Source organism: Phyllobacterium sp. YR531 (genome assembly GCF_000282595.1).
Taxonomy (GTDB): Bacteria; Pseudomonadota; Alphaproteobacteria; order Rhizobiales; family Rhizobiaceae; genus Phyllobacterium.
Genome location: NZ_AKIZ01000037.1, coordinates 141,394 through 167,180, shown reverse-complemented (window position 1 = coordinate 167,180; position 25,787 = coordinate 141,394). Strand labels below are relative to the sequence as shown.

The window sequence follows — 25,787 nt, the reverse complement described above, 5'->3', positions numbered from 1 at the left end:
ATCGTTCTTCTTTAACTGTTAAATCATGATCGAATTCGGGCATAAAGGATGGGGGCTGCTTTGAACAGGCCCCCCTGAACTATCTGAAAAGGCGATATGAGATTTTCTGGTGATTTTCCTGAGAAAGCGTTTCTCAATTGCTTCGATCAGGATTAAGACGAAAGTCTCCTCCTTACAGGTCTTCCTGCCATGTCCGATCTTTTGATGAACCCTTGGTTCTATGCTGCTGCCGTGCCAGCTACCATCCTTATCGGACTGTCGAAAGGTGGTCTCGGCGGCGCGATGGGACAAGTTGGCGTGCCGCTTATGGCATTGGTCATGCCGCCCGTTCAGGCCGCTGCAATCATGCTTCCTATATTGATCATAATGGATGTGGCCAGCCTTTGGACATGGCGGGGGCACCGCGATCCAACAACACTCAAGCTGATGCTGCCCGGCGCTTTGCTTGGCATCGGTATCGGCTGGCTGACTGCCTCTTTTGTTACCGACGATATGGTGAAGCTCATCGTCGGGCTGGTCGCGATCATCTTCTTTGCACGGTATATATCTGCCAGTGCAGAAAGGCGCGCCAAGGCGCAACCTCACAATGTGGTATCGGCCACCTTCTGGTCAGCGATAGCCGGGTTCACAAGTTTTGTCGCCCACGCAGGCGGGCCACCCTACCAGGTTTATGCCCTGCCTCTGCGTCAGGACCCCAAGGTCTATAATGGAACAAGCGTCATATTTTTTGCGGTGGTCAATGCGGTAAAAGTCATTCCATATTTTGCTCTGGGGCAGTTCGACACAACGAATCTGCAAGCTTCTGCGGTGCTCATGCCACTTGCGCCACTCGCTACTTTTGCGGGCGCCTGGATCGTGAAACGCATGCGGCCAGAGATATTTTACCCCTTCATGTACGGCATGATTTTGCTGATGGGCCTGAAGCTGACTTACGACGGAATTGTCGCGTTGTTATATTCTTGAACCAAAGTTGATCGGCATCGCCGCAACTTTTGCCCTAGGTAAACATTATCAAATCACAACTGCCCCAAATGAGTCGCTCCCAACGAGGCCGGGAACGCACTGCTTGCATAGCATTGACAGGAAATGGTGAACTTCATGACACAAACCCAAATCAAGCAGCGGGATACCCGCATTGATGTTTTCCGGGCTTTGGCGCTGCTGACCATTTTCATCAACCACATTCCGGGTACGATTTTCGAACACCTGACCCATAAAAATCTGGGCTTTTCCGATTCGGCAGAAGCATTCGTGCTGATTTCCGGCATTGCGGTGGGTTTGGCTTATGGCTCCAAATTTGAGCAGGGCAATCGTCTCCTTATGACCTTAAAGGCATGGCGGCGTGCAGCTACGCTCTACAGCACCCACATCCTGACCACTGTTGCTACGCTGACGATATTCTGTGCTGCGGGGCTTTACCTCAAACGCCCGGATTTCATGTCGTTTATCAATATCGGCCCTTTGATGGATCAACCCGCAAAAGCCTTGATTGGCCTTGCGACAATGGGCCATCAGCTTGGATACAACAATATTCTTTCCATGTACGGAGTCCTGCTGTTGATGCTGCCGCTCTTTCTCTTGATTGGCAGCTACAGCCTGAGTGCCATGGTTGGTGTCTCCGGTGTATTGTGGCTCGTATCCGGCGTCTATCAGATTGCGCCACCGAACTACCCGACTGACGGCGTTTGGTTTCTTAACCCACTATCATGGCAGTTCCTTTTCGTTATCGGTATTGCTGGCGTGATGCATGTACGTCGCGGGGGCGCCATCGCTTTCAACAAATATCTGTTCGGCCTGTCAGTGGCTTATATCCTGATTGCACTGGTCTGGGTGCGTTGGCCGCTTTGGGGCGTTGATACGTCGCTTGGTCTGCCAATGGTGGTGACCGGATTTGACAAGACGTTCCTGTCGTTGACCCGTTTGGCTCATGTTCTGGCACTGGCCTATGTTATCGTCTCGGTGCCTGCAATTTCCAACCTGGCGCGTACGTCACAGGATCATCCTTTGGCAATTCTCGGCAAGCATTCGCTGCCTGTGTTCGTCGCGGGAACTATCCTCGCTATGGTTGCTCAGGTTGTAAAAGTGATGAACCCGGGCGGCCTGCTGGATGATACGCTGCTTGTTGCAAGCGGCATCATGGCTCAGTTTGCTCTGGCCTATTATCTGGAGTGGCTGCCGCGCATCGGTTGGGGTGGTCGTCCGGTTCAAAAAGCAGCACCTGCAAAGCCTGTCCTGGTCAGCAAGTCGATTGCCGGAAATACTTTGAAGCCTGCCACAAGGGCAGTCATGTCCTGAAATCAGATCGCCCGTGGAATCGTGTTTCTGCGGGCGATTTTTTTCAATCCAAGAATCAACTAGCCGCCACTGACAAACCTAAGCTAAGCTCGCTTGATAATAGGGGAGGCGTGTTGGATGGGTAGTATTTTTGAGCAGGATCTGGACCGAAACCCGGCAAACCACCAACCATTGACGCCGCTTACCTATCTGGAGCGTGCCGCGCGGGTTTATCCGACCAGAACTGCCATCATCCATGGTTCCCAGCGCACAGATTACGAACATTTCTATCGCAGGACACGCCAGTTGGCCTCGGCGCTTGCCGCCAGGGGAATAGGCAAAGGCGATACCGTCACTGTCATGCTTTCGAATACACCACCAATGCTGGAGGCGCATTTCGGTGTTCCCATGACAAAGGCAGTGCTGCATTCACTCAATACACGGCTGGACGCTGCCATTATTGCCTTCCAGTTAGATCATGCGGAGACCAAAATCGCGATTGTGGATACCGAATTTTCAAAGGTATTCAGCGAGGCGCTCAAATTGGCGAAGGTGAAGCCACTCATTATTGATTTTGTGGATGCCGAGTATCCTGATGACGCGCCGCATGAGCAGGGACCGCGTATCGGTGAACTTGACTATGAGGCTTTCTTACAAAGCGGCGATCCGGAATATGCCTGGTCAATGCCTGATGATGAGTGGGATGCGATAACACTGAACTATACATCCGGCACGACCGGCAATCCCAAGGGAGTGGTCTACCATCATCGCGGTGCTGCATTGATGGGATATGGCAATATCGTCGCGTCAGGGCTTGGGCGTTATCCGGTTTACCTCTGGACGTTGCCGATGTTTCATTGCAATGGCTGGTGCTTTCCGTGGACATTGGCTTTGCAATTCGGGACGCATGTTTGTCTGCGTTGGGTGAGGGCAAAACCAATCTATGATGCGATTGCCGATCATGGTGTAACGCATCTTTGCGGCGCACCCATCGTGATGTCGACACTGATAAATGCTGGCGAGCGAGAGAAACGCACATTTCCCCAGACCGTGTCGTTCAATACTGCAGCAGCGTCTCCACCTGAATCAATATTGGCAGGGATGGCGGAAGCAGGTTTTGAAGTCACGCATCTATACGGGCTGACGGAGACCTATGGACCTGCCGTGGTGAATGAATGGCAGGATGAATGGAATGAACTGGAATCGTCCTCCAAGGCTGCGCGCAAGGCACGGCAAGGTGTTCGCTATACGCCGCTGGAAGGATTGGCGGTGCTTGATCCGGAAACCATGAACCCGGTGCCGCCGGATGGGGAAACGATTGGCGAAGTCATGTTTCGTGGCAACATAGTCATGAAAGGCTACCTTAAAAACCGGCAGGCGAGCGATGAAGCTTTTGCGGGTGGCTGGTTCCATTCGGGTGATCTGGGTGTCATGTATCCCGATGGCTATATCCAGCTAAAGGACCGTTCGAAGGATATTATCATCTCTGGCGGAGAGAACATTTCGTCAATTGAAGTTGAAGATGCTCTTTACAAGTTTCCAGGTGTAAGCGCCTGTGCGGTTGTGGCCTGTCTGGACGATAAATGGGGAGAGACACCCATGGCCTTCGTTGAGATGAAACAGGGATATGTTGCCACTGCTGACGAACTGATTGCTCATTGCCGAGGCCTGCTTGCGGGTTTCAAATGTCCGAGGCACGTGGTGTTCGAGGAAATACCCAAGACATCCACCGGGAAAATCCAGAAGTTCGAGTTGCGCAAAAGAGCGCGAGAAAATCGAGGGTAAAGATGGAAGGACAATGCAATATTGGTGGCTTTTTAGGCAATATTGTCTCGATTTATCCAAGTTAACCATTCGTTAAGCATTACAATCTATAAATAAGTCATCCAGTTTTCTGGATTCTTACCAAGTGGTTTGGCCACTTTGTTTGACGCCTCCCTGTTAGACTCCTGAGAGCCGCCTCGTTTTTGCGGCTCTTTTTTTATGTTTATATCTTCCCGATAGTTGCCGATCGCTCTGCCGTTAACCCTTTATTAAGGATAAACTTGCGTCACTGTGCACATACGGGCAGGTTGCGGGGGAATACTGCCCGCCGGCCGTTGTGCTGTTCCGGCTCCTCCTTCAGTAAGGGGCCACTGCTTTGACGAAATTGCGGATTGCGGCAGCGCATATTTTAGATGACAGGGCATATGATGGGTGAACAGGAATTCAAGGCAGACAACACTATCCGGCTTGCGGACCGGATGGTTCGCTCCGAAAGTTTCAATCACATATATGATGAAGGCATGAGCCTCGTCGAGGAAGCAGCCTCTTACCTGGATGGTGAGGGGCGTGAGGCGGCGCGTCAACTCTCAAGGGTTGCGGCGACGCTGTATGCTGCCGAATCGATGCGCCTCACAACCCGGTTGATGCAGGTTGCATCTTGGCTTTTGCTGCAGAGAGCTTCCCGCAGCGGCGAAATGACGCTTGAACAGGTGATGTCGGAAAAAGCCAAGGTAAGGCTTGATACGGATTCCGCTCCGGACACTGTCGAGGGATGGAACGAGATATCGCTTTCCTATTGCGATATAGTCCATCGCTCGCTGCGACTGCAGGCCCGCGTCCGCCAGATGGATGATGAAATCTATAATGACGGCGCGGGCATTGAACATGACCGCTTCATGTCGACCAATCCTGTTTCGGATCAGATCAGCCTACTGGCCACCGCATTCGGTCATCGCTGATTTTTACGGTATATGTTTCTCTTTTGTTCACCTTTGTGCTGTCAAGATGAATGACACACAGATAAGGTTCGGCAATGAAAGAAGCGATTCGCATTATCGGTATTGATCCCGGTCTCCGCCGTACCGGTTGGGGGATTATCGAGACCTTGGGTAATTCGCTGCGTTTCGTTGCTTCCGGAACGGTTCTTTCCGATGCCAAACTTGACCTTGCTTCAAGGCTTTGCCAGCTGCACGACGGGCTTGCAGGGGTCATTCATAACCACCAGCCCCACGAGTCGGCAGTCGAGCACACTTTCGTCAACAAGGATGCGACTGCGACGCTGAAGCTCGGGCAGGCACGCGGGATTGCTCTTCTCGTTCCGGCTCTTGCGGGACTCAAAGTTGCCGAATACGCTCCAAACGCCGTGAAAAAGGCGGTAATCGGGGTGGGTCATGGCGAGAAGAAGCAAATTCACATGATGGTCAAGGTTTTGATGCCGAAAGCGACATTTGATACGGACGATGCGGCCGATGCCATTGCCGTGGCCATTTGCCATGCTCACCACAGGCAAAGTGCAATCGGGCGCCTTCTGATAGAGCAGAAACTGGCGGCGATGGCATGATAGGCAAACTCAAAGGTACTGTTGACGAAATCGGGGAAGACCACGTCATTGTTGATGTGCACGGTGTTGGTTATGTCGTTTTCTGCTCAATTCGGACATTGTCCAACCTGCCGGCAGCAGGTGAAGCAGTCGTGCTTTTGATCGAAACCTATGTTCGCGAAGATCTTATCCGGCTGTTCGGCTTCGGAACCGCGCTTGAGCGCGAATGGTTTCGTCTGTTGCAAAGTGTTCAGGGCATTGGAGCGAAGGTGGCCCTGAGCGTGCTTGGTACATTGACCCCATCCGATCTGGCAAACGCAATCGCGTTGCGCGATATCCCGATGGTCTCGCGAGCGCCCGGCGTTGGCAAACGTGTCGCCGAACGCATCGTCACGGAATTGAAGAACAAGGCACCTGCCTTCGCTGGCGAGGCCATGGGGACAATCGGACTGAAGCAGGAATTGGGCGAGGGGGTAGCTCCCGCGCCTGTGACTGATGCGGTTTCAGCCCTCACTAATCTTGGTTATTCGCGTGATCAGGCTGCCAACGCCATTGCCGCTGCTTTGAAAAATGCCGGCGAGGACGCGGACTCCGCCAAGCTGATCCGCCTTGGTCTGAAAGAACTGTCGCGGTGATGTCAACGGCTACACGCACTCGCTACAGATCGGGAATCGTCATTATGCAAACGATACTCCTGTTTGTTTTCATTGGACCGCCAATAGGATGTTTTAGCCTTGCTGCCATTGCTATGATAGTTGGCTTCGCCAAAGTCGTTCTTGGAGCGCAATCGATGAACTATTTTATGGACAATACGTTCATTCTGATCTCTCCGCTCGCTATCTTTCTTTCCTATATGATCGGTGGTCTTCAAGCATTGGCTGCTGGTTTCCTCATCTGTATATATGAGTGGTTTAGAGGCAGACTGGGTGGCTGGGGCGCCGCTCTGGTTGGTTTTTTGACGTCCGTCCCAATTATTCTATCCAATTTTCGGGCTATTTATCCGCCAACCGTACTGACGGTCGAAACAGTGTCAAATACGGCTCTAATGTCTGGAACTACAGTTTTGTATCACGTTATTCCTACATTATTCTGTTATCGGCTTGCCTCACGTGCACGATATGGTGGGGGCACTGATGAGTGATGCAAGCCGTCTGATTACACCAGAAAAACGCGGGGAAGACCTCGATACGTCGTTGCGTCCGCAAACCTTGGCCGATTTCGTCGGGCAGGCGGCTGCACGCGCCAATCTCAAAGTATTCATTGAGGCAGCAAAAACCCGCGGTGAAGCTCTCGACCATGTGTTGTTTGTCGGTCCTCCCGGCCTTGGCAAGACAACCTTGGCTCAGATCATGGCGAAGGAGCTTGGTGTCAACTTTCGCTCAACCTCGGGGCCGGTTATTGCCAAAGCAGGTGATCTGGCGGCGCTTTTAACCAATCTTGAAGAGAATGACGTCCTTTTCATTGATGAAATCCATCGGCTGAATCCTGCCGTTGAGGAAATCCTTTATCCTGCGATGGAAGACTATCAGCTTGACCTGATCATCGGCGAGGGGCCTGCAGCCCGATCAGTAAAGATTGATCTGGCAAAATTTACTCTTGTTGCCGCAACCACCCGGCTCGGCTTGCTGACAACGCCCTTGCGTGATCGTTTCGGCATTCCGGTGCGGTTGAATTTCTACACTGTCGAAGAGCTTGAGCATATAGTGCGGCGTGGCGCGCGCATCATGGGCATCGGCATGACTGATGACGGCGCGCTGGAAGTTGCCCGGCGTTCGCGCGGCACCCCACGCATTGCTGGGCGTTTGCTGCGACGCGTGCGCGACTTCGCCATTGTCGATGGTAAAGACAAGATTGACAGGGAAACAGCGGATTCGGCCCTTTTGCGACTTGAGGTAGACAAGCTTGGTCTCGATCAGTTGGATCGTCGCTATCTTGCGATGATCGCGCATAATTTCGGTGGTGGCCCGGTCGGAATTGAAACCATAGCAGCAGGTCTTTCAGAGCCGCGCGACGCTATTGAAGACATTATAGAACCTTACATGATCCAGCAGGGCTTCCTTCAAAGGACGCCGCGTGGCCGCGTGCTGACAGCCAATGCCTGGAAACACCTTGGACTGACCGCACCTGCCGACATTGTTCAGCAGCAGATTGCGCTTTTCCAGGATGATGAATGATGAGCGGGCTGGCCGGTGAGCTTACAGATGATGGTCATCGTATTGAAGCACGCGTCTATTATGCGGACACGGACTTTTCCGGTGTGGTCTATCACGCTCGCTATCTTGAGTTTTTGGAGCGCGGTCGAACTGATTATCTCCGGTTGCTTGGTGTGCACCACACGGAGCTTGCAGAAGGCAAGCTCGGCGAAAATCTTGTATGGGTTGTGCGCCGTATGGAGATCGACTTCAGATCGCCCGCCCGCATTGATGATATCTTGACTGTCGAGACTCACACAGCAGCAATTTCGGGTGCGAGAGTCAAAATGCATCAGTCAATCAAGCGGGGCGAGGAGTTGCTTATCTCCGCTGTCGTCGAGGCGGCAATGATCAATAGTGCAGGCCGTCCGAGAAGATTTCCGGCGGAGTGGGTGAAGCTTTTTAATCCTCGGACATAAGTTTATGCCATTTATATCGATCAGATGTGTGAATCATAACTGATCCTTAACCATAACAAATCATGAATAAGGCTATGAAACGGGGCGTTTGGCGTTAACGCCTTCGTTTTACCAAAATTAACGTAAAGAAGCCGCGTTAAGGTTACTGGAAATAAATCCGGTTTTTAACGTGGCTCATCTGGATTGAAACGATTGTGCCCCGGTCAACAAGCCGGGTTTTCGGATTCGAGGATAAATATGGAAGATCTAACAGCCGTTGCCGTTCATACAGATGTTTCCCTATGGGGATTGTTCTGGCAGGCGGGTTTTATCGTCAAGCTCGTGATGGTGGGATTGCTTGGTGCATCAATCTGGACCTGGGGCATCATTCTCGACAAGAGTCTCGGATTTGGTAGAGCCAAGCGCGCGTTCGATCGCTTTGAGCAGGTCTTCTGGTCGGGTCAATCTCTTGAGGAGCTTTACCGCAATCTTGGCGACAAGCGCACAACAGGCATGGGCGCGATCTTCATCGCTGCCATGCGCGAATGGAAGAAGTCGTTTGAAAAGGGCGCGCGATCACCAATCGCCCTGCAGATGCGTATCGACAAGGCAATGGACGTAGCACTTGCACGCGAAAGTGATTATCTGGCCGCGCGGCTGACATCACTCGCTACTATCGGTTCAGCAGGTCCGTTTATCGGCCTTTTCGGTACGGTTATCGGTATTATGACATCATTCATGGGCATTGCCGGTTCGAAGTCCACGAGTCTTGCGGTTGTTGCACCAGGTATCGCCGAAGCGCTTCTGGCAACGGCAATCGGCCTTGTTGCGGCTATTCCGGCGGTTATCGCCTACAACAAGCTTTCAAGTGATGCGGGCAAGTTGACTGCACGCATGGAGGGCTTTGCCGACGAATTCTCTGCCATACTATCGCGGCAAATCGATGAGAAACTGCCGCGGACTTAAGCCTGCGCACCCGATACAGCAATTGCGAGAATTGATGCCATGGGCATGTCTTTAGGAAATAATGGTTCAGGCGGCAGTCGCCGTCGTCGCGGCCGCCACAGCAAGGGCGTGATGAGCGAAATCAACGTTACGCCGCTGGTTGACGTCATGCTGGTGCTGCTGATCATTTTCATGGTGACCGCACCGATGATGACTGTTGGTGTGCCGATTGATATGCCGGAAACATCAGCCCAGACGCTGAACAGTGAAGCCGATCCGATCTACGTCACCATCAATCAGCAAGGTCAGATTTATCTGCAGGAAACCGAGATTCCGCTCGAAGAAGTTGTGCCCAAGCTGCAGGCAATCGCCAAGACCGGCTACAAGGAACGCATTTTCGTCAAGGGTGACAAGGCTGCTGACTACGGCACCATCATGAAAGTGATGGCGCAGATTTCCGGCTCGGGATTCAAGAATATCGGTCTCGTAAGCCTGCCAGAGGGTAACTGATCCATTATGCGGGGCAGCATCACATCTTCAGCAATAATCCACGCCGCTCTGCTCGGCTGGGGACTGTTGTCGTTTTCTGCGCCAACCCCAATGGATATGGCCAATTCGGAATCGATGCCTATTGATATCGTGTCGGATGTAAGCCAGCTGCAAAAAGGCGAAAAGAAAGCCGAGAAGAAAGAAAAGGCGGCTCCTAAGCCCACTCAAAAACCGCAGACAATCCCTGATGCGCAAAATGTCGGTGACAGCGAAACGGACGTGGAAACCAAACCCACGACGGAAACCAAGCCGAAGCCTATTGAAGCCGCAGAAGCGCCAAAGCCTTCAGAGACGCCCGTAGCCAAGCCAGATCCGCAGCCTGAACCAAAGCCGGAAATGAAGCCAGAGCCCAAGCCAACGCCTGTGCCTGCAACTGAGGTAAAGCCAGAGCCAACACCGCAGCAGGAGGTCAAGCCTGACCCCGTTGCAGAAGCGATCAATGACGTGAAACCACAGCCAGCCCCGGCAGAGACGCCAAAGGCAGAGCCTGCGCCTCAAGCCGAAAAGCCGGTCGAACCAGAGTTTAAACTGCCCGAAAAAGTCGCCACGCCTCAGGCAAAGCCTACTCCTCCAGCGCAGACGGCCAAAACGCCTGATCGGAAGGAAACGCCTGAAAAGCCGAAAACGCAGACCGCTGCAACGCCATCTAAGGAAAAGGATGGAAGTGCTGATCAGGTTGCCGATCTGCTTAACAAGCAGAAAGCCTCAGCGGGTGGTGCGAAGCGTTCGAGTGATCAAGCTTCCACGGGTGCGAGCAGGACCACAGGTGGAAGTACGCTTAGCCAGAGCGAGATGGATGCACTGCGCGGTCTCATCGAGGGCAACTGGAACAAACCGGTTGGTGCCGAAGAGTCGCCTGACATGAAAATTGTTGTACGGTTTCGCCTGACCCAGGATGGCCAGATTGATGGCAGCCCTGAGGTAAGCGGTACCGGAGCGGATGCAGGACTATTGAATGCGGTCAAGAGCAGTGCCCTGCGTGCTGTCATGCGCTCTGCGCCGTTCAACTTGCCACAAGACAAATATGACACCTGGTCGACTGTCGAGCTGACATTCTACCCGGGTGCAACTTGAAACTCACCATAGGCCAGCCAAAAGAGGGCCCTGAACTGATGCTGAAACTATCCCGTTTATTCCTCTCCGCAGTTGCGTTGATCATGGCAACATCCATGATCGCAACTTTGCCAGCTCGCGCTGAGCTTAAACTCGACATCACCAGAGGTGTTGTGGAGCCTATGCCCATCGCTATTACGGATTTCCTTTCGGGAGATCAGCTGGGCGCACAAATTTCGGGCGTTATTGCTGCCGATCTTGAACGCTCCGGCCTATTCGCTCCGGTGGATAAGGGAGCCTTCATCGAGAAGATTTCCAATCCTGATGCGGCGCCCCGCTTCGAAGACTGGAAAGTTATCAATGCTCAGGCGTTGGTGACTGGTCGTGTTACCAAGCAGGGCGATGGCAGGCTGAAAGCCGAGTTCCGGCTTTGGGATACATTTGCTGGCCAACAGCTTGAAGGACAGCAGTTCTTCACAGCTCCAGATAGCTGGCGCCGCGTTGCTCATATTATCGCCGACGCGATCTATGAGAAGCTGACCGGTGAAAAGGGTTACTTCGACACGCGCGTCGTGTTTGTTGACGAATCCGGTACCAAGGAAAAGCGTATCAAGCGCCTTGGAATCATGGATCAGGATGGCGCAAACGTTCGTTATCTGACGAATGGCAAGGATCTTGTGCTGACGCCGCGATTCTCTCCAAGCCGTCAGGAAATCACCTATATGTCCTATGAGGGTGGCAAGCCGCAGATTTATCTACTGCAGCTCGAGACTGGCCAGCGTGAACTTGTCGGCAACTTCCCGGGCATGACTATTGCACCGCGCTTCTCGCCCGATGGCCAGAAGGTTGTAATGAGCCTTCTGCAGGAAGATGGCAGCGCCAATGTTTATGCAATGGATTTGCGTAGCAGGACAACAACGCGCCTTACAAGTACGTCCGCAATTGATACTGGTGCATCCTATTCGCCAGACGGCACGCAGGTCGTGTTTGAATCTGACCGTGGCGGACGTCCGCAGATTTACAAAATGGGTGCAGACGGCTCCAATCCGCAGCGTATATCATTCGGCGATGGTTCTTATTCCACGCCAGTCTGGTCTCCGCGCGGTGACTTGATCTCGTTCACCAAACAGTCTGGCGGTCAGTTCTCCATCGGTGTCATGAAAACCGATGGTTCCGGCGAGCGTATTCTGACAAGCGGCTATCATGATGAAGGCCCGACATGGGCACCCAACGGCCGCGTACTGATGTTCTTCCGCATGCCTCCCGGATCAAACAGTCCGCATCTCATGACTGTTGATCTGACTGGGCGTAACCTGCGTCAAATCCAGACGCCGAACCTCGCTTCGGATCCGGCATGGTCGCCGCTTCTCGAATAAATGGCACCATTTCCATGAATTAAGTCGATTCCCGGCGTTGTTTACCAACATCGCCGGGAATGTCGTTTTTCCGCCGCATTCGTTACATTAAGGATGCGTCATATTCATTAAGTTTCGCCGTTAATCCTGATGTTAAGAGTGGATTAACCCTGTTTCTTGAACTGGTCTTAACCTCAATATGGTTACTGCTTGATCACCGAAACAAATTCAATTCCTAAGGAGTCCAGGCTATGCGCCGCTTCGAAATGATCGCCCGCAGTCCAGTTTTCGTCGCCCTCTTCTTGTCGCTCGCCATAGCTGGTTGCGCGAAGAAGCCAGTCAACAGTGCCGGTGATCTTGGCCTCGGTGCCGGTGCAGCAACGCCCGGTTCGACGCAGGACTTCACGGTTAACGTTGGTGACCGCATTTTCTTCGACGTTGACTCGTCCGTCATTCGTGCCGACGCCCAGCAGACCCTGTCGAAGCAGGCCCAGTGGTTGCAGCGCTATCCAAACTACGCCATCACAGTTGAAGGTCATGCCGACGAACGCGGCACTCGCGAATACAATCTGGCCCTTGGTCAGCGCCGTGCAGCCGCTACACGCAACTTCCTTGCATCGCGCGGTTTGCCAGCACAGCGCATCAAGACACTGTCTTACGGCAATGAACGCCCGGTTGCCGTTTGCGATTCGGAATCATGCTGGTCGCAGAATCGCCGTGCAATCACCGTTCTCGGTGGCGCAGGCAGCTAGGCCAAACCAACTGAAATCAAGAAAAAGCGGCTTTAGGGCCGCTTTTTTTGTTTTATAACAAGTTGAAACAAAATTTGGCCGAAGTCGCCTTGCTCATGATAGATAGGGCTGCTGCAAAAGGTTGCAGTGTTAAATTCCCATATCAGGGGCGGTAAGGAATGAACAAACGATTGAAGAGTTTCGTATTGGCGATGACGGTGGTGCCATTCCTGGCGACCGGCGCAAGCCATGCGGCTAGCGGCGGCGGCGGGTTCTTCCCTTCAGCACCCAAGGCAGCCGTCGGTAGCATGGACGCACCTATTCTCATGGCTCAGGCAGGCGATCCGCGCGTCAGTCAGCTGGAAGAGCAGATCAGGCAGCTGACCGGCAAGATTGAAGAACTGAATTTCCAGCTTTTGCAGATGCAGGAGCAGATGCGGAAAGTCCAGGACGACAATGAGTTCCGGTTTCAGGAGCTCGAAAAAGGCAAGCGTTCTGACGCAGGCGGCAAAGGCGACCGGACGGTCGCCGAAGCTCCACGCACGCCGCACAATACGGAGGCATCGACAGATGCCTCCACCGATTCCGCTGCTATTGACCCACAGGTTGAACCTTCCAACGATTCAGTTTTCGGTGTACCGCCGCAAACACTCGGGCAGATTCAATTTGATGCCAATGGCAACGTAATCGGTGGTACGCGCAACGAAAACGTCGAGGCAGATAACACAACAGTAGCCGCTCTGCCTCAGACTGACGATCCCAAGGCTTTGTATAGCCAGGCATATCAACTGTTCCTCTCAGGCGATTATCGCAGTGCCGAGGCCGCGTTCCGCAGCCATGTGGATCGTTTCCCCAATGATCCCGCTGATCCTGATGCACGATACTGGCTTGGAGAATCCCTTTATGGCCAAGGCCGTTATCAGCAGGCTGCATCGGTGTTTCTTGATAATCACAAACAATTTCCCGATTCGAAGAAAAGTCCGGAAAACCTGCTCAAACTGGGCATGACATTAGGAAAGATGAAGGATCATGATGTGGCCTGTGCGACATTCGCATCGGTTACATCCAGATATCCGAATATTTCGGCAGCGATCAAAGAGCGCGTGAAGAATGAGCGTGCTGCCAACAAGTGCTGAAAAATCCATCGATCTGAACGGCATTTTCTCTGCAATCGACTTTGATGGGGTGCAATCAATCGTTGTTGCCGTATCTGGCGGGAGCGATTCTCTCGCTTTGCTGTATTTGCTTCTGGAATATCGCGCATCACGCAACTCGTTTCCGGAAATACTTGCCGTAACGATCGATCATGGGCTGCGGAGGGAATCCCGTGATGAAGCGGATTATGTCGGCGAACTTTGCCGGCAGGCCAATATAAATCATCGGATATTGCAGTGGCAGGGAGAGAAACCCGGAACGGCTGTTTCAGCCAAGGCACGTGAAGCGCGTTACAAGCTTTTGTGTGATGCTGCACGCAGCGTGGGTGCAGGTATGATATTCTCCGGCCATACATTGGATGACCAAGCCGAAACATTCATCATGCGTTCTGCGCGCTCCAAGAGCGGCGGCAGTGAACGCGGGCAGGCTGGTATGGCACCAGCAAGTTTGTTGGAGCGGCAGGTCTGGCTATTGCGGCCACTACTGAACATGCGTCGTGAAGAGTTGCGGAGCTATTTGCGCAGACTGGGCATTGCATGGCGTGATGACCCGTCAAATGAAAGCTCAAAATATGAGCGCGTTCGGGTTCGAAAAACGATCATGGGAAACGATCTGACGCCGTTCTGTCGCGAAATCAGGGAAAGGGCATCAGACCGGGTGCGTATCAATGCGGAGGTCGCGGAGACATTACCGGGCTGCGTGACAATCACTCGAGGCATTGTGGCAGAGATTGATCACAGGAGATGGGGCTTGCTCAAGCCTGAGATTCAGCAGCTGGCCGTTGGCGTGCTGCTTGCTGTCATGGGCGGCCAGTCCTTCCTGCCTGCGGCAACAGCCTGTAAAAGGGCTCTGAAGTTTATAGAGGAGACGACATGGCATCGTAAATTGTCTCTTGGCCGCTGCATTATCGAAATGAGAAGTGGAAAAATCCTGATTTATCGGGAAATGCGATCAATTCCAGCGGTAAATGTTGAGCCGGGAGTGTCTGTAGTCTGGGACGGTCGATATAGGGTAGCGAACGGAAGCAGGCAGCCTCTGGTTATCGAGGCCTGTGGTGCCCGGCGACTTGGTCAGCTGAAGGATCGTTTGAAGGATGTTTACGGACCATCGGCGCTATCCAGCCCGGTCATCGTTGTAAATGGAGCCGACTGCCTTCAGGTTTTTGATGATCACGGTAAATTGCCTGAAGGAGTGATAATTGAGCGCCATTTTGGGTTGTTTGATAATATTCTCGTCGGATACGACGAATTACTGGCACAATGCATAGCTATGATGTTTAAAATGCAGGCTTACAAGCGTTCTCCTGTAAACCAGATTAACAAGAATTGAGCTGAAGTCGAACGCCAGCCTTGGCAAGGGCGCGCTTCGAACCTATGTTACATGCAAATTCCGCGTTTGCGGGTGCAATTGATGGGACCTGACATGAATCCTAACTACCGGAACTTCGCGCTGTGGGCGATAATAGCCTTGCTCCTGATCGCGTTGTTCAATCTTTTCCAAAGCCCTGCGTCGCGTTCAGCTTCCAGTGATGTGCCGTATTCGCAATTCATCACGGATGTGAACAGCGGACGCGTGAAGTCGGTGACGATCACCGGCGATCGCATCACGGGCACGTATTCTGACAATAACGCAAATTTCCAAACCTATTCACCTGGTGATCCCGGTCTTGTTGGCCGTCTGGAAAGCAAGAATGTGCAGATTGCTGCACGTCCTGAATCCGACGGGTCGACTTCACTGGTTGGCATGCTGATTTCCTGGTTGCCCATGATCCTTATCCTTGGCGTGTGGATTTTCTTCATGCGCCAGATGCAGGGCGGTTCGCGTGGTGCCATGGGTTTCGGCAAGTCGAAAGCCAAGCTTTTGACGGAAGCGCATGGCCGCGTGACATTCCAGGATGTGGCCGGTGTCGATGAGGCCAAGGAAGATCTCGAAGAAATCGTCGAGTTTCTGCGTGATGCTCAAAAATTCCAGCGTCTCGGTGGGCGTATCCCACGTGGTGTCCTGCTCGTTGGACCGCCCGGCACCGGTAAAACCCTGCTTGCCCGTGCTATCGCCGGTGAAGCAAATGTGCCGTTCTTTACGATTTCGGGTTCGGATTTCGTGGAAATGTTTGTTGGCGTGGGTGCTTCCCGTGTCCGTGACATGTTCGAACAGGCCAAGAAGAATGCTCCGTGCATTATCTTCATCGACGAAATCGATGCGGTCGGTCGTCATCGCGGTGCCGGTCTCGGCGGTGGCAATGACGAACGCGAACAGACATTGAACCAGTTGCTGGTCGAAATGGATGGTTTTGAGGCGAATGAAGGTGTCATCCTCATCGCAGCGACCAACCGTCCAGACGTTCTTGACCCAGCATTGTTGCGTCCGGGCCGATTTGACCGTCAGGTTGTTGTTCCGAATCCGGATGTTTCAGGACGTGAGAAGATTCTCAAGGTTCACGTCCGTAACGTACCTTTGGCGCCGAATGTCGATCTTAAGGTTCTGGCGCGTGGTACGCCTGGCTTCTCAGGTGCCGACCTGATGAATCTTGTCAATGAAGGTGCTCTCATGGCTGCGCGGCGCAACAAACGCCTTGTAACCATGCAGGAGTTTGAAGACGCAAAAGACAAGATCATGATGGGTGCTGAACGCCGCTCCACGGCGATGACGCAGGCAGAAAAAGAACTGACTGCCTATCACGAAGCTGGTCATGCCATTGTTGCACTGAACGTGGCTCTTGCCGATCCTTTGCATAAGGCGACGATCATTCCTCGCGGCCGTGCATTGGGTATGGTGATGCAGTTACCCGAAGCGGATCGCTATTCGATGAGCTACAAGTGGATGATTTCGCGTCTGGCAATCATGATGGGTGGCCGAATTGCCGAAGAACTCAAGTTCGGCAAGGAAAACATCACTTCCGGCGCGTCGTCCGACATCGAGCAGGCAACAAAGCTCGCCCGTGCGATGGTGACGCGGTGGGGCTTCTCCGACAAGCTTGGACAGGTTGCCTACGGCGAAAACCAGGAAGAAGTGTTCCTTGGTCACTCGGTTGCCCGCACACAGAATGTTTCGGAAGAAACGGCGCAGCTGATCGACGCGGAAGTTCGCAAGCTGATTGATGATGCTTACAGTGCCGCTCGTACCATTCTGACAAAAAAGAAGAAGGAATGGATCGCGATTGCAGAAGGTCTTCTGGAATATGAAACCCTGAGTGGCGAAGAGATCAAGGCGTTGATGGCTGGCAACAAGCCTGCACGCGATCTTGGGGACGATACACCGCCCTCGCGTGGGTCGGCTGTACCGAAAGCCGGTGCGAAGAAGCCTCGCAAGGGTGATGAACCTGACAAGGGCTTGGAGCCTCAGCCCCAATCCTGACCACAGCAACAATCATAAAAAGCGGCTGGTGAAAACCGGCCGCTTTTGCACGAATTGTTCATGGTTCAGAATTTAGTATAATCGTCACACAATTTGTGAACTGCGAAAGAGATGTTCTTCTGCAATAAGCAAGACCGATTCAAGCAGAGTAATCGTAGTCGTTTCACACGCCTGCGCATCGCAACAACTGGATAACGTACATGGCTCGCAAGTATTTTGGCACCGATGGTATTCGCGGACAGGCAAACGCCTATCCCATGACTCCCGATATCGCCATGAAAGTCGGCATGGCTGTCGGTCTTGCTTTCAAACGCGGTGAGCACCGCAACCGCGTTGTTATCGGCAAAGATACGAGGCTTTCCGGCTATATGATCGAAAATGCCTTGGTGGCTGGTTTCACTTCGACCGGAATGGACGTTTTCCTTCTGGGGCCAATTCCAACGCCCGCCGTAGCGATGCTGTGCCGGTCCTTGCGTGCGGATATCGGCGTTATGATATCGGCGTCGCATAATCCGTTTCAGGATAATGGTATCAAACTCTTTGGACCGGATGGTTTCAAGCTTTCGGATACGATCGAACTCGAAATCGAGCGGTTGATGGATGAGAATCTGACAGATCGCCTTTCTTCGTCTGAAGCTCTAGGGCGTGCAAAGCGTGTTGACGGCGATATCTATCGCTATATTGAATTTGCCAAGCGCACCATGCCGAAGAATATTTCCCTGTCTGGCCTGCGCATCGTTGTCGATTGTGCCAATGGCGCCGCATATAAGGTAGCGCCCGCTGCGTTGTGGGAGCTTGGCGCTGATGTTGTTACCATAAACAACGAACCGAACGGCAGAAACATTAACGAAGATTGCGGCTCTACGCATCCTTTGGGTCTTATCAAGAAGGTTCATGAAGTGCGGGCCGATATCGGCATTGCACTGGACGGCGATGCGGACCGGGTGCTCATTGTCGATGAAAATGGTGCGATCATTGATGGCGATCAGCTGATGGCGGTTATTGCCCAGTCATGGCAGGAATCAGACCGTCTCATCGGTGGAGGCGTTGTTGCGACCATCATGTCCAACCTTGGATTTGAGCGATTTCTCGGTGACCGTGGCCTGACATTGGCACGCACGCAGGTAGGCGACCGTTATGTGGTTGAGCATATGCGCAATCATGGTTTCAACATCGGTGGTGAACAATCGGGACACATCGTGCTTTCAGATTTCTCAACGACCGGGGATGGCCTTGTTTCTGCTTTGCAAATTCTGGCTGTTGTTCAGCAGTTGGAAAAGCCGGTCAGCGAAGTTTGCCGCAAGTTTGACCCTGTTCCGCAGCTTCTGAAGAACGTGCGGACGACCGGCACCAAGCCACTTGAGAACAAGCAGGTAAAAAGCGCCATAGATGATGCGCGTGGACGTCTGGGCACATCCGGCCGTCTCGTTATTCGCCCGTCAGGCACCGAACCCCTGATCCGCGTTATGGCGGAAGGGGACGACCGCAAGCTGGTAGAAGCTGTGGTCAATGATATCATCTCCGTGATTTCATCGGCTGCGTAGTACCAGTCGCAATTGCAATTTAAGAGGGTCCTCGCGGGCCCTTTTTATTGCCCTTTGCATGCGTGAGAATCTGTTAACGTTAATAGATATGGTGAATAAACACGGTTAAGCGTGATTTAACTTTTTCCGCTCATATTGGGACTCACAACTGTTGGTGGCATCCGCTGCGATGATTTTGGGCCTATGAGGGAAACGGAAATGAGCACCTTTAACAAATATGCTGCTTTGAGCGCAGCGCTTCTGTGCCTGGGTGCTGCCCCGGTATATGCGGCTGATATTCAGGAAGCACCGATCGTCGAAGTGCAGCAATTCGGTGGCTGGTACTTGCGCGGCGATCTGGGCATGAGCAATCAGCGTTTGGATAAACTGACCTATTCGGCTTTTTCAGAACCAGGCGATTTCGGTTGGAACAATGATGGTGATTTCGATGCTGGGATGACGGGCCAGATTGGTGTCGGCTATCAGTTCAATGATTGGCTTCGTGCTGACGTAACGGCACAATATCGCGGCAAGACAAAGTTCGACGCTCAGGACTACTACGACACGGATGGTATTCCCGGTGGTGGCGATAATGGCACAAACGATTATCGCGCCAAAAAATCTGAATGGCTGTTCCTTGCCAATGCCTATGCTGACCTTGGCACCTATGCCGGTATAACGCCATATGTAGGTGCTGGTATCGGTGCATCCCGCAATACAATCTCGGGCTTCCGGGACGTGAATGTTGTCACGGGCGGCGGTGGTTATGCCGGCAGCGAATCAGAATGGAATCTCGCATGGGCGTTGCATGCCGGTGTCGGCATCAAAGCTACTGACCGCGTTACAATCGACCTTGGCTACAGCTATGTTGATCTTGGTGATGCGAGAACCGGCACATTCTACAATAATGACGGATCAAATCGTGATGAGTCTGTGAAGTTCAAGGACATCACCTCTCACGATTTCAAGCTCGGCGTTCGTTACGCATTCTGATAAATCAAATGATATCAACAAAGCGGTGGATCGCAGGATCCGCCGTTTTGTCTTTTGTGTCGCACACGAACATATTTCTTGACTGCCAACGACATTTCTCCTAATCCCCGCAGTGGGCCACCTCTCCCCAACGAGAGGCGAGCTATCTGAGAGGATAGGAGAAAACATGACGACGCTTTCAAAGCCGGCGCAGCGCCCGGCTAACCCCAATTTTTCATCAGGTCCCTGTGCCAAACGCCCCGGCTGGTCGCTCCAAGCGCTCGTCGACGCACCGCTTGGTCGTTCGCATCGAGCCAAGGTTGGCAAGACGAAGCTGAAACAGGCGATCGATCTTACCCGCGAAATTCTGCAGGTTCCGGCTGATTATCGCATAGGTATCGTACCTGCTTCTGACACCGGCGCTGTGGAAATGGCGCTTTGGTCGCTGCTCGGTGAGCGCGGCGTTGATATGGTTGCCTGGGAAAGCTTTGGCGCAGGCTGGATCACAGACGTTGTGAAGCAGTTGAAGCTCTCCGACACCCGTCTTATTGAGGCTGGATATGGCGAGCTCCCAGACCTTTCCAAAATTGATTTCGACCGCGACGTAGTTTTTACATGGAATGGCACGACTTCCGGTGTGCGTGTTCCTAATGGCGATTTCATTCCGGCTGATCGCGAAGGTCTGACTATTTGCGATGCGACATCTGCTGCATTTGCCCAACGTCTGGACTTTGACAAGCTCGATGTCGTGACTTTCTCATGGCAGAAAGTGCTTGGCGGTGAGGGCGCACATGGCATGCTCATTTTGAGTCCGCGTGCTGTCGAGCGCCTCCAGACCTATAAGCCTGCATGGCCTTTGCCGAAGATTTTCCGTCTCACATCCGGCGGAAAGTTAATCGAAGGCATTTTCGCTGGTGAGACAATCAATACGCCATCAATGCTGTGCGTTGAGGATTATCTGGACGCATTGAACTGGGCGAAATCCATTGGTGGGCTTGATGGGCTTGTCGGCAGAGCCGATGCGAATTTCGCGGTGCTGGACGCATTCGTTGAAAAATCGCCTTGGCTGGGCAATCTTGCAATTGTTCCCGCAACACGCTCCAACACGTCGGTTTGCCTGACAATCATTGACCCCGAAATCACGGCTCTTGATGCGGATGCCCAAGCGGCCTTTGCCAAGAATCTTGTTGCCGTGCTCGAGAAGGAAGGCGTTGCCTTCGATATCGGGGCTTACCGTGATGCACCATCAGGCCTGCGTATATGGGCTGGTGCAACTGTAGAGGCGTCTGATCTCCAGGCCTTGACCTTGTGGCTCGACTGGGCATTCCAGTCGCAGAAAGCCGCATTGAAACAAGCTGCCTGATCCCTTTCAGTGGTGGCCGCCAGCATGCGGCCATTTCCATTCAATCATTCTATTTCAAAGATGGAGGCCATTATGGCACCACGCGTACTCGTATCCGATAAACTTTCTCCGACAGCCGTACAGATATTCAAAGATCGTGGTGTGGAAGTTGATTACCTGCCTGATCTGGGTAAAGACAAAGACAAGCTACTTGAGGTTATCGCTCAATATGACGGTCTTGCGATCCGTTCTGCGACCAAGGTCACTGAAAAGCTGATTGCCGCTGCCAAGAACCTGAAGGTGATCGGGCGCGCCGGTATCGGCGTCGACAATGTTGATATTCCAGCAGCTTCGCGCCGCGGTATCATCGTGATGAACACGCCTTTCGGCAACTCAATCACGACAGCGGAACATGCTGTAGCGCTGATGTTTGCCATTGCACGTGAATTGCCCGAGGCCGACGCATCGACGCGGGCTGGTAAGTGGGAAAAGAACCGCTTCATGGGCGTCGAGATTACCGGTAAGACTCTTGGTGTTATCGGTTGCGGCAATATCGGCTCCATCGTTGCCACGCGCGGTGTCGGTCTTAAAATGCACGTGGTGGCGTTCGATCCCTTCCTGTCGGAAGGCCGTGCCGAGGAACTCGGTGTTGAGAAGGTCGAACTGGAAGAGCTTTTTGCCCGTGCAGACTTCATCAGCCTCCACACACCAATGACGGACAAGACGCGCGGCATCATCAACGCCGATGCTATCGCCAAGATGAAAGATGGCGTTCGTATCATCAATTGTGCACGGGGTGGCCTGATTGTAGAGAAAGATCTGGTCGCTGCTTTGAAATCTGGCAAAGTTGCCGGCGCTGGCATTGACGTTTTCGAAGTTGAACCGGCTACGGAAAACGAACTGTTCCATCTTCCCAATGTTGTCTGCACGCCGCACCTTGGTGCGTCCACCAGCGAAGCGCAGGAAAATGTTGCTCTTCAGGTTGCGGAGCAGATGTCGGATTATCTGGTCAAGGGTGCTGTTTCGAACGCGATAAACATGCCTTCTATCACTGCAGAGGAAGCACCTCGGCTCAAGCCATTCGTCAAGCTGGCTGAAGTATTGGGTGCTTTTGTCGGTCAGGTGACGGAAGAACCAATCGAAGAAGTGGAGGTGCTTTTCGACGGTTCTACAGCCGCTATGAACACACGTGCATTGATCAGCGCGGCTTTGGCTGGTCTGATCCGTCCGCAGGTAGCCGATGTGAACATGGTGTCTGCGCCAATCATGGTTAAAGAACGCGGGATCGTGCTTTCTGAAGTGCGCCGCGATAAATCCGGGGTTTTTGATGGCTATATAAAGCTGACAGTTAAAACTGCTTCGCTGACCCGTTCGATTGCCGGAACCTGCTTCTCTGATGGTAAGGCGCGGTTCATTCAGATCAAGGGGATCAACCTTGATGCTGAGGTTGGCCAGCACATGCTCTACACGACCAATAATGACACGCCGGGCATGATCGGTACCCTTGGTACAATCTGCGGAAAAAATGGGGTTAACATCGCCAACTTCTCGCTCGGGCGGGATCATCCGGGTGGCAACGCTATCGCCTTGCTTTACCTTGATGAGCGCATCCCAGATGGCGTTTTGCAGGAATTGATCGACAACAAAGCGATTGTTTCAGCCAAGCCACTGGAGTTTGACGTTTCCTGATTGTAGAAGCCATTCATGGCAGCAGGTTCAAAAATATTGCAATGGCGCCCGATGGAGGTAAGTGATCTTGCCTCTGTCAGCGCCATGGCAAGTATCATTCATACGGATTTCTTTGAGGCAGATGCTGTTTATCAGGAGCGTCTCGCGCTTTATCCAAATGGATGCCATGTTCTTCAAGACAAAGATGGGCGTTTGATCGGATATGCGATCACTCACCCCTGGCGTCTCTATACCATGCCAGCGCTTAACAGTTTGCTTGGCGAGATTCCGGACCAACACAGCACATATTACCTCCACGATATAGCTTTGATGCCGCAATCCCGTGGTACTGGTGCTGCGCGGGAGATCGTATCAATTCTCGCGGATCATGCACAAAATTCGAAGTTTACGACGATGTCGCTTATAGCGGTCAACGGCTCAACCGGGTTTTGGCAGAAACAGGGATTTTTACCCGATGACCGGCCCGAGCTGGAAACAAAACTGCGTACCTACTCGGATGATGCGCGTTTCATGGTGCGGCATCTGCGCTGAGAGCAGCATGCTTGCGGCCACTCAGCTCTGCAATCCAGATGCCGCCAAGGACGAGCACCAAAGCAACTGCGTGGTAAGGTTGGAACGCTTCACCGAGTAGAAATACTGCAAGAAAAGTACCGAATATTGGCACGGCATTAATGAAGAGCCCGGCCCGATTTGCGCCGATATATTCAACGCCCTTAATGAAAAGCACCTGTGCGGCGATAGAGGGTAACACTGCCGTATAAATGATGACGGCCCAACCGGTTGTATCCGGAAGCACTGCAGCTCCGGTGTTCCATTCCCAAATCGCAAACGGAACTGCGGTCAAAAAGGCAAAAAATGTCATTGCCGCCATAAGGCTTTGCCAATTGATCTCAGGGCGAAAACGCAATGCGACCGTATATCCACTATAGACAAGTATAGCGATCAGCATCAGCGCATCACCAAAATTGACTTTCAGGCTTGAAAGGTTTGCAAGGCTGCCGTGACCAGCCGTTAGAGCAACGCCAATAAGTGAAAGACTGAAGCCGAAGATCTGGCCAAGGCGGACTTTGGTTCCAAAAAGCAGCAGGTTTGCGATGAAGATCACCATAGGAATACCCGCCTGCTCAATGGTAACATTGATCGCTGAGGTGTAATTCAGCGCACTGTAAAGAGCCATGTTGAACACGGTGAACCCAAATCCCCCAAGCGCCGCTAGCAGCACCAGATGCTTGCGAAGAACATGCCAATCTTGCTGCAACTGACGGTTGCTAAACGCGACGACGATCAGAAAAGCAAAAAGCCATCGCAACACGGTCAAAAGCATTGGAGAAACATGTCCGACGGCAAATTTACCAGCAACAGCATTGCCGCCCCACAGGAAAGCCGTGATTAAAAGGTAGATATAGGCGGTGCGATGCATAGGGATCAGCTTTTCTGTTTTATCGATTGCTACAACCGTTTGGTTCAACATTAGATTTATTCGCAACAGAAAGCTAAATAGTCGCGTGCAAAGCGCAAAGAATAGTCGCGCTTTTTAAAACCAGCCTGTATAGAAGCACCGCATTTAAGCAAAATGCGTTATTGAGGATTCGGCTCAAGGAGTTTTGAATGGCAAACGTTGTCGTAATCGGTTCGCAATGGGGTGATGAAGGCAAAGGCAAGATTGTCGACTGGCTTTCAGAACGGGCTGATATCATCGTTCGCTTTCAAGGCGGTCACAATGCCGGTCATACACTTGTCGTCGATGGCGTCACCTACAAGCTGTCGCTTTTGCCATCCGGTGTCGTTCGCCCGGGCAAACTCTCGATAATCGGAAATGGCGTAGTTTTTGATCCGCATGCTTTCATCGCGGAAAAGGCGAAACTGGAAGCGCAGGGTGTTACCATAACGCCTGAGACGCTGAAGATTGCCGAAAATACAACGCTTATCCTGTCCATTCATGGCGAGCTGGACAGGCAGCGCGAGGCTTCAAACTCCGGCACCAAGATTGGTACGACCGGACGCGGCATCGGTCCTGCTTATGAAGACAAGGTCGGCCGCCGTGCCATTCATGTCCTTGATCTTGCTGACCCTGATACGCTGCCTGCAAAGATTGAGCGTCTGTTGGCTCACCACAATCCGCTGCGTCGCGGGCTTGGCATCGAAGAAGTTGACGGCGCGAAGCTTCTTGCTGAGCTAAATGATGCTGCCCCTCATATTCTGCCATTCATGGACCGAGTCTGGTACGTGCTCGACCAGAAAAAGCGGGCAGGCGAGCGAATCCTTTTCGAAGGAGCGCAGGGGACCCTGCTCGATATTGACCACGGGACCTATCCATTTGTGACTTCGTCCAACACAGTTGCAGGTCAGGCTTCAGCAGGTTCTGGTATTGGACCGGGTTCACTTCACTATGTGCTTGGCATCACCAAGGCCTATACGACGCGTGTAGGTGAGGGCCCATTCCCGACAGAACAGCAGAATGAGGTTGGTGAATTCCTCGGCCAGCGTGGACATGAATTCGGTGTGGTGACGGGACGCAAGCGTCGTTGCGGCTGGTTCGATGCTGTTTTGGTGCGTCAAGCGGTTGCCAATAATGGCATCAGCGGTATCGCGCTTACAAAGCTTGATGTGCTGGATGGTCTTGATGAGATCAAGGTCTGTACTGGTTACGAACTTGATGGCGAAGTCATTGACTATCTTCCAGCGGGTCAAGGCCAGCAGGCACGTGTCAAGCCGGTCTATGAAACGCTGGAAGGCTGGAAGGACACGACAGCTGGCGCGCGCAGCTGGAGCGAACTGCCTGCACAGGCGATAAAATATGTCCGCTATGTAGAAGAATTGATCGGTGCTCCGATCGCACTTTTGTCTACAAGCCCGGAACGGGACGATACCATACTTGTTACCGATCCGTTTCATGATTAGAGTCGCGCATGTGGCTTGAGGTTAATCTCACAACAAAACCATAGGTTTGG

The 25,787-nt window shown here is 52.7% G+C and carries 24 protein-coding genes; 23 read left to right on the top strand and 1 reads right to left on the bottom strand.

From position 1 onward, the window contains the following. The first annotated feature begins 189 nt into the window (after positions 1-189). The 22 genes from PMI41_RS20635 (at position 190) to PMI41_RS20530 (ending at position 23,367) form a co-directional block, all read left to right on the top strand. Positions 190-963 (top strand): sulfite exporter TauE/SafE family protein, encoded by a 774-nt coding sequence (locus PMI41_RS20635; RefSeq protein ID WP_008128106.1) that lies wholly within the window; start codon positions 190-192, stop codon positions 961-963. Between the two features lie 135 nt (positions 964-1,098). Next, entirely contained in the window at positions 1,099-2,295 is a 1,197-nt protein-coding gene (gene opgC / locus PMI41_RS20630) for an OpgC domain-containing protein (RefSeq protein ID WP_008128105.1), read from the top strand. A 117-nt stretch (positions 2,296-2,412) separates the two neighbouring features. After that, positions 2,413-4,059 (top strand): acyl-CoA synthetase, encoded by a 1,647-nt coding sequence (locus PMI41_RS20625; protein ID WP_008128103.1) that lies wholly within the window; start codon positions 2,413-2,415, stop codon positions 4,057-4,059. A 392-nt stretch (positions 4,060-4,451) separates the two neighbouring features. After that, on the top strand, positions 4,452-4,997 hold the full coding sequence (locus tag PMI41_RS20620) for a DUF1465 family protein (RefSeq protein WP_244423983.1): 546 nt from the start codon (positions 4,452-4,454) through the stop codon (positions 4,995-4,997). A gap of 74 nt (positions 4,998-5,071) precedes the next feature. Continuing rightward, on the top strand, positions 5,072-5,599 hold the full coding sequence (gene ruvC, locus PMI41_RS20615; protein ID WP_008128099.1) for a crossover junction endodeoxyribonuclease RuvC: 528 nt from the start codon (positions 5,072-5,074) through the stop codon (positions 5,597-5,599). Continuing rightward, the gene (gene ruvA / locus PMI41_RS20610; RefSeq protein WP_008128097.1) at positions 5,596-6,213 is read left to right on the top strand and encodes a Holliday junction branch migration protein RuvA; all 618 of its coding nucleotides are present in this window, start codon (positions 5,596-5,598) and stop codon (positions 6,211-6,213) included. Before ruvC ends, ruvA begins: the two co-directional genes overlap by 4 nt. A gap of 44 nt (positions 6,214-6,257) precedes the next feature. Next, the gene (locus PMI41_RS20605; RefSeq protein WP_008128096.1) at positions 6,258-6,719 is read left to right on the top strand and encodes a hypothetical protein; all 462 of its coding nucleotides are present in this window, start codon (positions 6,258-6,260) and stop codon (positions 6,717-6,719) included. Next, positions 6,712-7,752 carry a Holliday junction branch migration DNA helicase RuvB gene (ruvB, locus tag PMI41_RS20600; protein ID WP_008128094.1) on the top strand — a complete coding sequence of 347 codons (1,041 nt, stop codon included), beginning with the start codon at positions 6,712-6,714 and terminating at the stop codon, positions 7,750-7,752. Before PMI41_RS20605 ends, ruvB begins: the two co-directional genes overlap by 8 nt. Continuing rightward, a complete protein-coding gene (gene ybgC, locus PMI41_RS20595) occupies positions 7,749-8,189 on the top strand; it encodes a tol-pal system-associated acyl-CoA thioesterase (protein ID WP_008128092.1) in 441 nt (146 codons plus the stop codon). Before ruvB ends, ybgC begins: the two co-directional genes overlap by 4 nt. Positions 8,190-8,426: 237 nt before the next feature. Further along, positions 8,427-9,134: a protein TolQ gene (tolQ, locus tag PMI41_RS20590; protein WP_008128090.1), complete on the top strand. Its 708-nt coding sequence runs from the start codon at positions 8,427-8,429 to the stop codon at positions 9,132-9,134. Positions 9,135-9,173: 39 nt separating this feature from the next. Then, positions 9,174-9,623, top strand: coding sequence for a protein TolR (gene tolR / locus PMI41_RS20585; RefSeq protein ID WP_008128087.1), 450 nt, complete (start codon positions 9,174-9,176; stop codon positions 9,621-9,623). Between the two features lie 6 nt (positions 9,624-9,629). Beyond that, positions 9,630-10,736 carry a cell envelope integrity protein TolA gene (locus tag PMI41_RS20580; RefSeq protein ID WP_008128085.1) on the top strand — a complete coding sequence of 369 codons (1,107 nt, stop codon included), beginning with the start codon at positions 9,630-9,632 and terminating at the stop codon, positions 10,734-10,736. Between the two features lie 38 nt (positions 10,737-10,774). After that, positions 10,775-12,091: a Tol-Pal system beta propeller repeat protein TolB gene (gene tolB, locus PMI41_RS20575; RefSeq protein WP_008128083.1), complete on the top strand. Its 1,317-nt coding sequence runs from the start codon at positions 10,775-10,777 to the stop codon at positions 12,089-12,091. 230 nt (positions 12,092-12,321) lie between these two features. Next, the gene (gene pal, locus PMI41_RS20570) at positions 12,322-12,822 is read left to right on the top strand and encodes a peptidoglycan-associated lipoprotein Pal (RefSeq protein ID WP_008128081.1); all 501 of its coding nucleotides are present in this window, start codon (positions 12,322-12,324) and stop codon (positions 12,820-12,822) included. Positions 12,823-12,980: 158 nt separating this feature from the next. Further along, positions 12,981-13,937, top strand: coding sequence for a tol-pal system protein YbgF (gene ybgF / locus PMI41_RS20565; protein ID WP_008128080.1), 957 nt, complete (start codon positions 12,981-12,983; stop codon positions 13,935-13,937). Then, on the top strand, positions 13,912-15,285 hold the full coding sequence (tilS, locus tag PMI41_RS20560) for a tRNA lysidine(34) synthetase TilS (RefSeq protein ID WP_008128079.1): 1,374 nt from the start codon (positions 13,912-13,914) through the stop codon (positions 15,283-15,285). Before ybgF ends, tilS begins: the two co-directional genes overlap by 26 nt. Before the next feature lie 93 nt (positions 15,286-15,378). Beyond that, on the top strand, positions 15,379-17,310 hold the full coding sequence (gene ftsH / locus PMI41_RS20555; protein WP_008128077.1) for an ATP-dependent zinc metalloprotease FtsH: 1,932 nt from the start codon (positions 15,379-15,381) through the stop codon (positions 17,308-17,310). Positions 17,311-17,510: 200 nt separating this feature from the next. Then, on the top strand, positions 17,511-18,854 hold the full coding sequence (gene glmM, locus PMI41_RS20550; RefSeq protein ID WP_008128075.1) for a phosphoglucosamine mutase: 1,344 nt from the start codon (positions 17,511-17,513) through the stop codon (positions 18,852-18,854). A 198-nt stretch (positions 18,855-19,052) separates the two neighbouring features. Beyond that, positions 19,053-19,826, top strand: coding sequence for an outer membrane beta-barrel protein (locus PMI41_RS20545; protein WP_008128074.1), 774 nt, complete (start codon positions 19,053-19,055; stop codon positions 19,824-19,826). Between the two features lie 166 nt (positions 19,827-19,992). Further along, positions 19,993-21,168, top strand: a complete 1,176-nt coding sequence (locus PMI41_RS20540; RefSeq protein ID WP_008128073.1) for a phosphoserine transaminase — start codon at positions 19,993-19,995, stop codon at positions 21,166-21,168. A gap of 72 nt (positions 21,169-21,240) precedes the next feature. Next, complete coding sequence (serA, locus tag PMI41_RS20535; RefSeq protein ID WP_008128072.1) at positions 21,241-22,836, top strand: phosphoglycerate dehydrogenase; 1,596 nt, start codon at positions 21,241-21,243, stop codon at positions 22,834-22,836. A gap of 15 nt (positions 22,837-22,851) precedes the next feature. After that, on the top strand, positions 22,852-23,367 hold the full coding sequence (locus PMI41_RS20530; protein WP_008128071.1) for a GNAT family N-acetyltransferase: 516 nt from the start codon (positions 22,852-22,854) through the stop codon (positions 23,365-23,367). Here PMI41_RS20530 and PMI41_RS20525 read toward each other — a convergent pair. Further along, on the bottom strand, positions 23,345-24,256 hold the full coding sequence (locus PMI41_RS20525; RefSeq protein ID WP_040856223.1) for a DMT family transporter: 912 nt from the start codon (positions 24,254-24,256) through the stop codon (positions 23,345-23,347). The two genes, PMI41_RS20530 and PMI41_RS20525, sit on opposite strands and share 23 nt — an antisense overlap. A gap of 188 nt (positions 24,257-24,444) precedes the next feature. Between PMI41_RS20525 and PMI41_RS20520 the strand changes: the two genes are divergently transcribed. Beyond that, a complete protein-coding gene (locus tag PMI41_RS20520; protein WP_008128068.1) occupies positions 24,445-25,737 on the top strand; it encodes an adenylosuccinate synthase in 1,293 nt (430 codons plus the stop codon). Positions 25,738-25,787: the final 50 nt, after the last annotated feature.

What these genes read in the sequence shown, in the direction of transcription:
- PMI41_RS20635 (WP_008128106.1), top strand. Translation starts at nt 190, where the DNA reads ATGTCCGATCTTTTGATGAACCCTTGGTTCTATGCTGCTGCCGTGCCA.
- opgC (WP_008128105.1), top strand. Translation starts at nt 1,099, where the DNA reads ATGACACAAACCCAAATCAAGCAGCGGGATACCCGCATTGATGTTTTC.
- PMI41_RS20625 (WP_008128103.1), top strand. Translation starts at nt 2,413, where the DNA reads ATGGGTAGTATTTTTGAGCAGGATCTGGACCGAAACCCGGCAAACCAC.
- PMI41_RS20620 (WP_244423983.1), top strand. Translation starts at nt 4,452, where the DNA reads ATGACAGGGCATATGATGGGTGAACAGGAATTCAAGGCAGACAACACT.
- ruvC (WP_008128099.1), top strand. Translation starts at nt 5,072, where the DNA reads ATGAAAGAAGCGATTCGCATTATCGGTATTGATCCCGGTCTCCGCCGT.
- ruvA (WP_008128097.1), top strand. Translation starts at nt 5,596, where the DNA reads ATGATAGGCAAACTCAAAGGTACTGTTGACGAAATCGGGGAAGACCAC.
- PMI41_RS20605 (WP_008128096.1), top strand. Translation starts at nt 6,258, where the DNA reads ATGCAAACGATACTCCTGTTTGTTTTCATTGGACCGCCAATAGGATGT.
- ruvB (WP_008128094.1), top strand. Translation starts at nt 6,712, where the DNA reads ATGAGTGATGCAAGCCGTCTGATTACACCAGAAAAACGCGGGGAAGAC.
- ybgC (WP_008128092.1), top strand. Translation starts at nt 7,749, where the DNA reads ATGATGAGCGGGCTGGCCGGTGAGCTTACAGATGATGGTCATCGTATT.
- tolQ (WP_008128090.1), top strand. Translation starts at nt 8,427, where the DNA reads ATGGAAGATCTAACAGCCGTTGCCGTTCATACAGATGTTTCCCTATGG.
- tolR (WP_008128087.1), top strand. Translation starts at nt 9,174, where the DNA reads ATGGGCATGTCTTTAGGAAATAATGGTTCAGGCGGCAGTCGCCGTCGT.
- PMI41_RS20580 (WP_008128085.1), top strand. Translation starts at nt 9,630, where the DNA reads ATGCGGGGCAGCATCACATCTTCAGCAATAATCCACGCCGCTCTGCTC.
- tolB (WP_008128083.1), top strand. Translation starts at nt 10,775, where the DNA reads ATGCTGAAACTATCCCGTTTATTCCTCTCCGCAGTTGCGTTGATCATG.
- pal (WP_008128081.1), top strand. Translation starts at nt 12,322, where the DNA reads ATGCGCCGCTTCGAAATGATCGCCCGCAGTCCAGTTTTCGTCGCCCTC.
- ybgF (WP_008128080.1), top strand. Translation starts at nt 12,981, where the DNA reads ATGAACAAACGATTGAAGAGTTTCGTATTGGCGATGACGGTGGTGCCA.
- tilS (WP_008128079.1), top strand. Translation starts at nt 13,912, where the DNA reads ATGAGCGTGCTGCCAACAAGTGCTGAAAAATCCATCGATCTGAACGGC.
- ftsH (WP_008128077.1), top strand. Translation starts at nt 15,379, where the DNA reads ATGAATCCTAACTACCGGAACTTCGCGCTGTGGGCGATAATAGCCTTG.
- glmM (WP_008128075.1), top strand. Translation starts at nt 17,511, where the DNA reads ATGGCTCGCAAGTATTTTGGCACCGATGGTATTCGCGGACAGGCAAAC.
- PMI41_RS20545 (WP_008128074.1), top strand. Translation starts at nt 19,053, where the DNA reads ATGAGCACCTTTAACAAATATGCTGCTTTGAGCGCAGCGCTTCTGTGC.
- PMI41_RS20540 (WP_008128073.1), top strand. Translation starts at nt 19,993, where the DNA reads ATGACGACGCTTTCAAAGCCGGCGCAGCGCCCGGCTAACCCCAATTTT.
- serA (WP_008128072.1), top strand. Translation starts at nt 21,241, where the DNA reads ATGGCACCACGCGTACTCGTATCCGATAAACTTTCTCCGACAGCCGTA.
- PMI41_RS20530 (WP_008128071.1), top strand. Translation starts at nt 22,852, where the DNA reads ATGGCAGCAGGTTCAAAAATATTGCAATGGCGCCCGATGGAGGTAAGT.
- PMI41_RS20525 (WP_040856223.1), bottom strand. Translation starts at nt 24,256, where the DNA reads ATGCATCGCACCGCCTATATCTACCTTTTAATCACGGCTTTCCTGTGG.
- PMI41_RS20520 (WP_008128068.1), top strand. Translation starts at nt 24,445, where the DNA reads ATGGCAAACGTTGTCGTAATCGGTTCGCAATGGGGTGATGAAGGCAAA.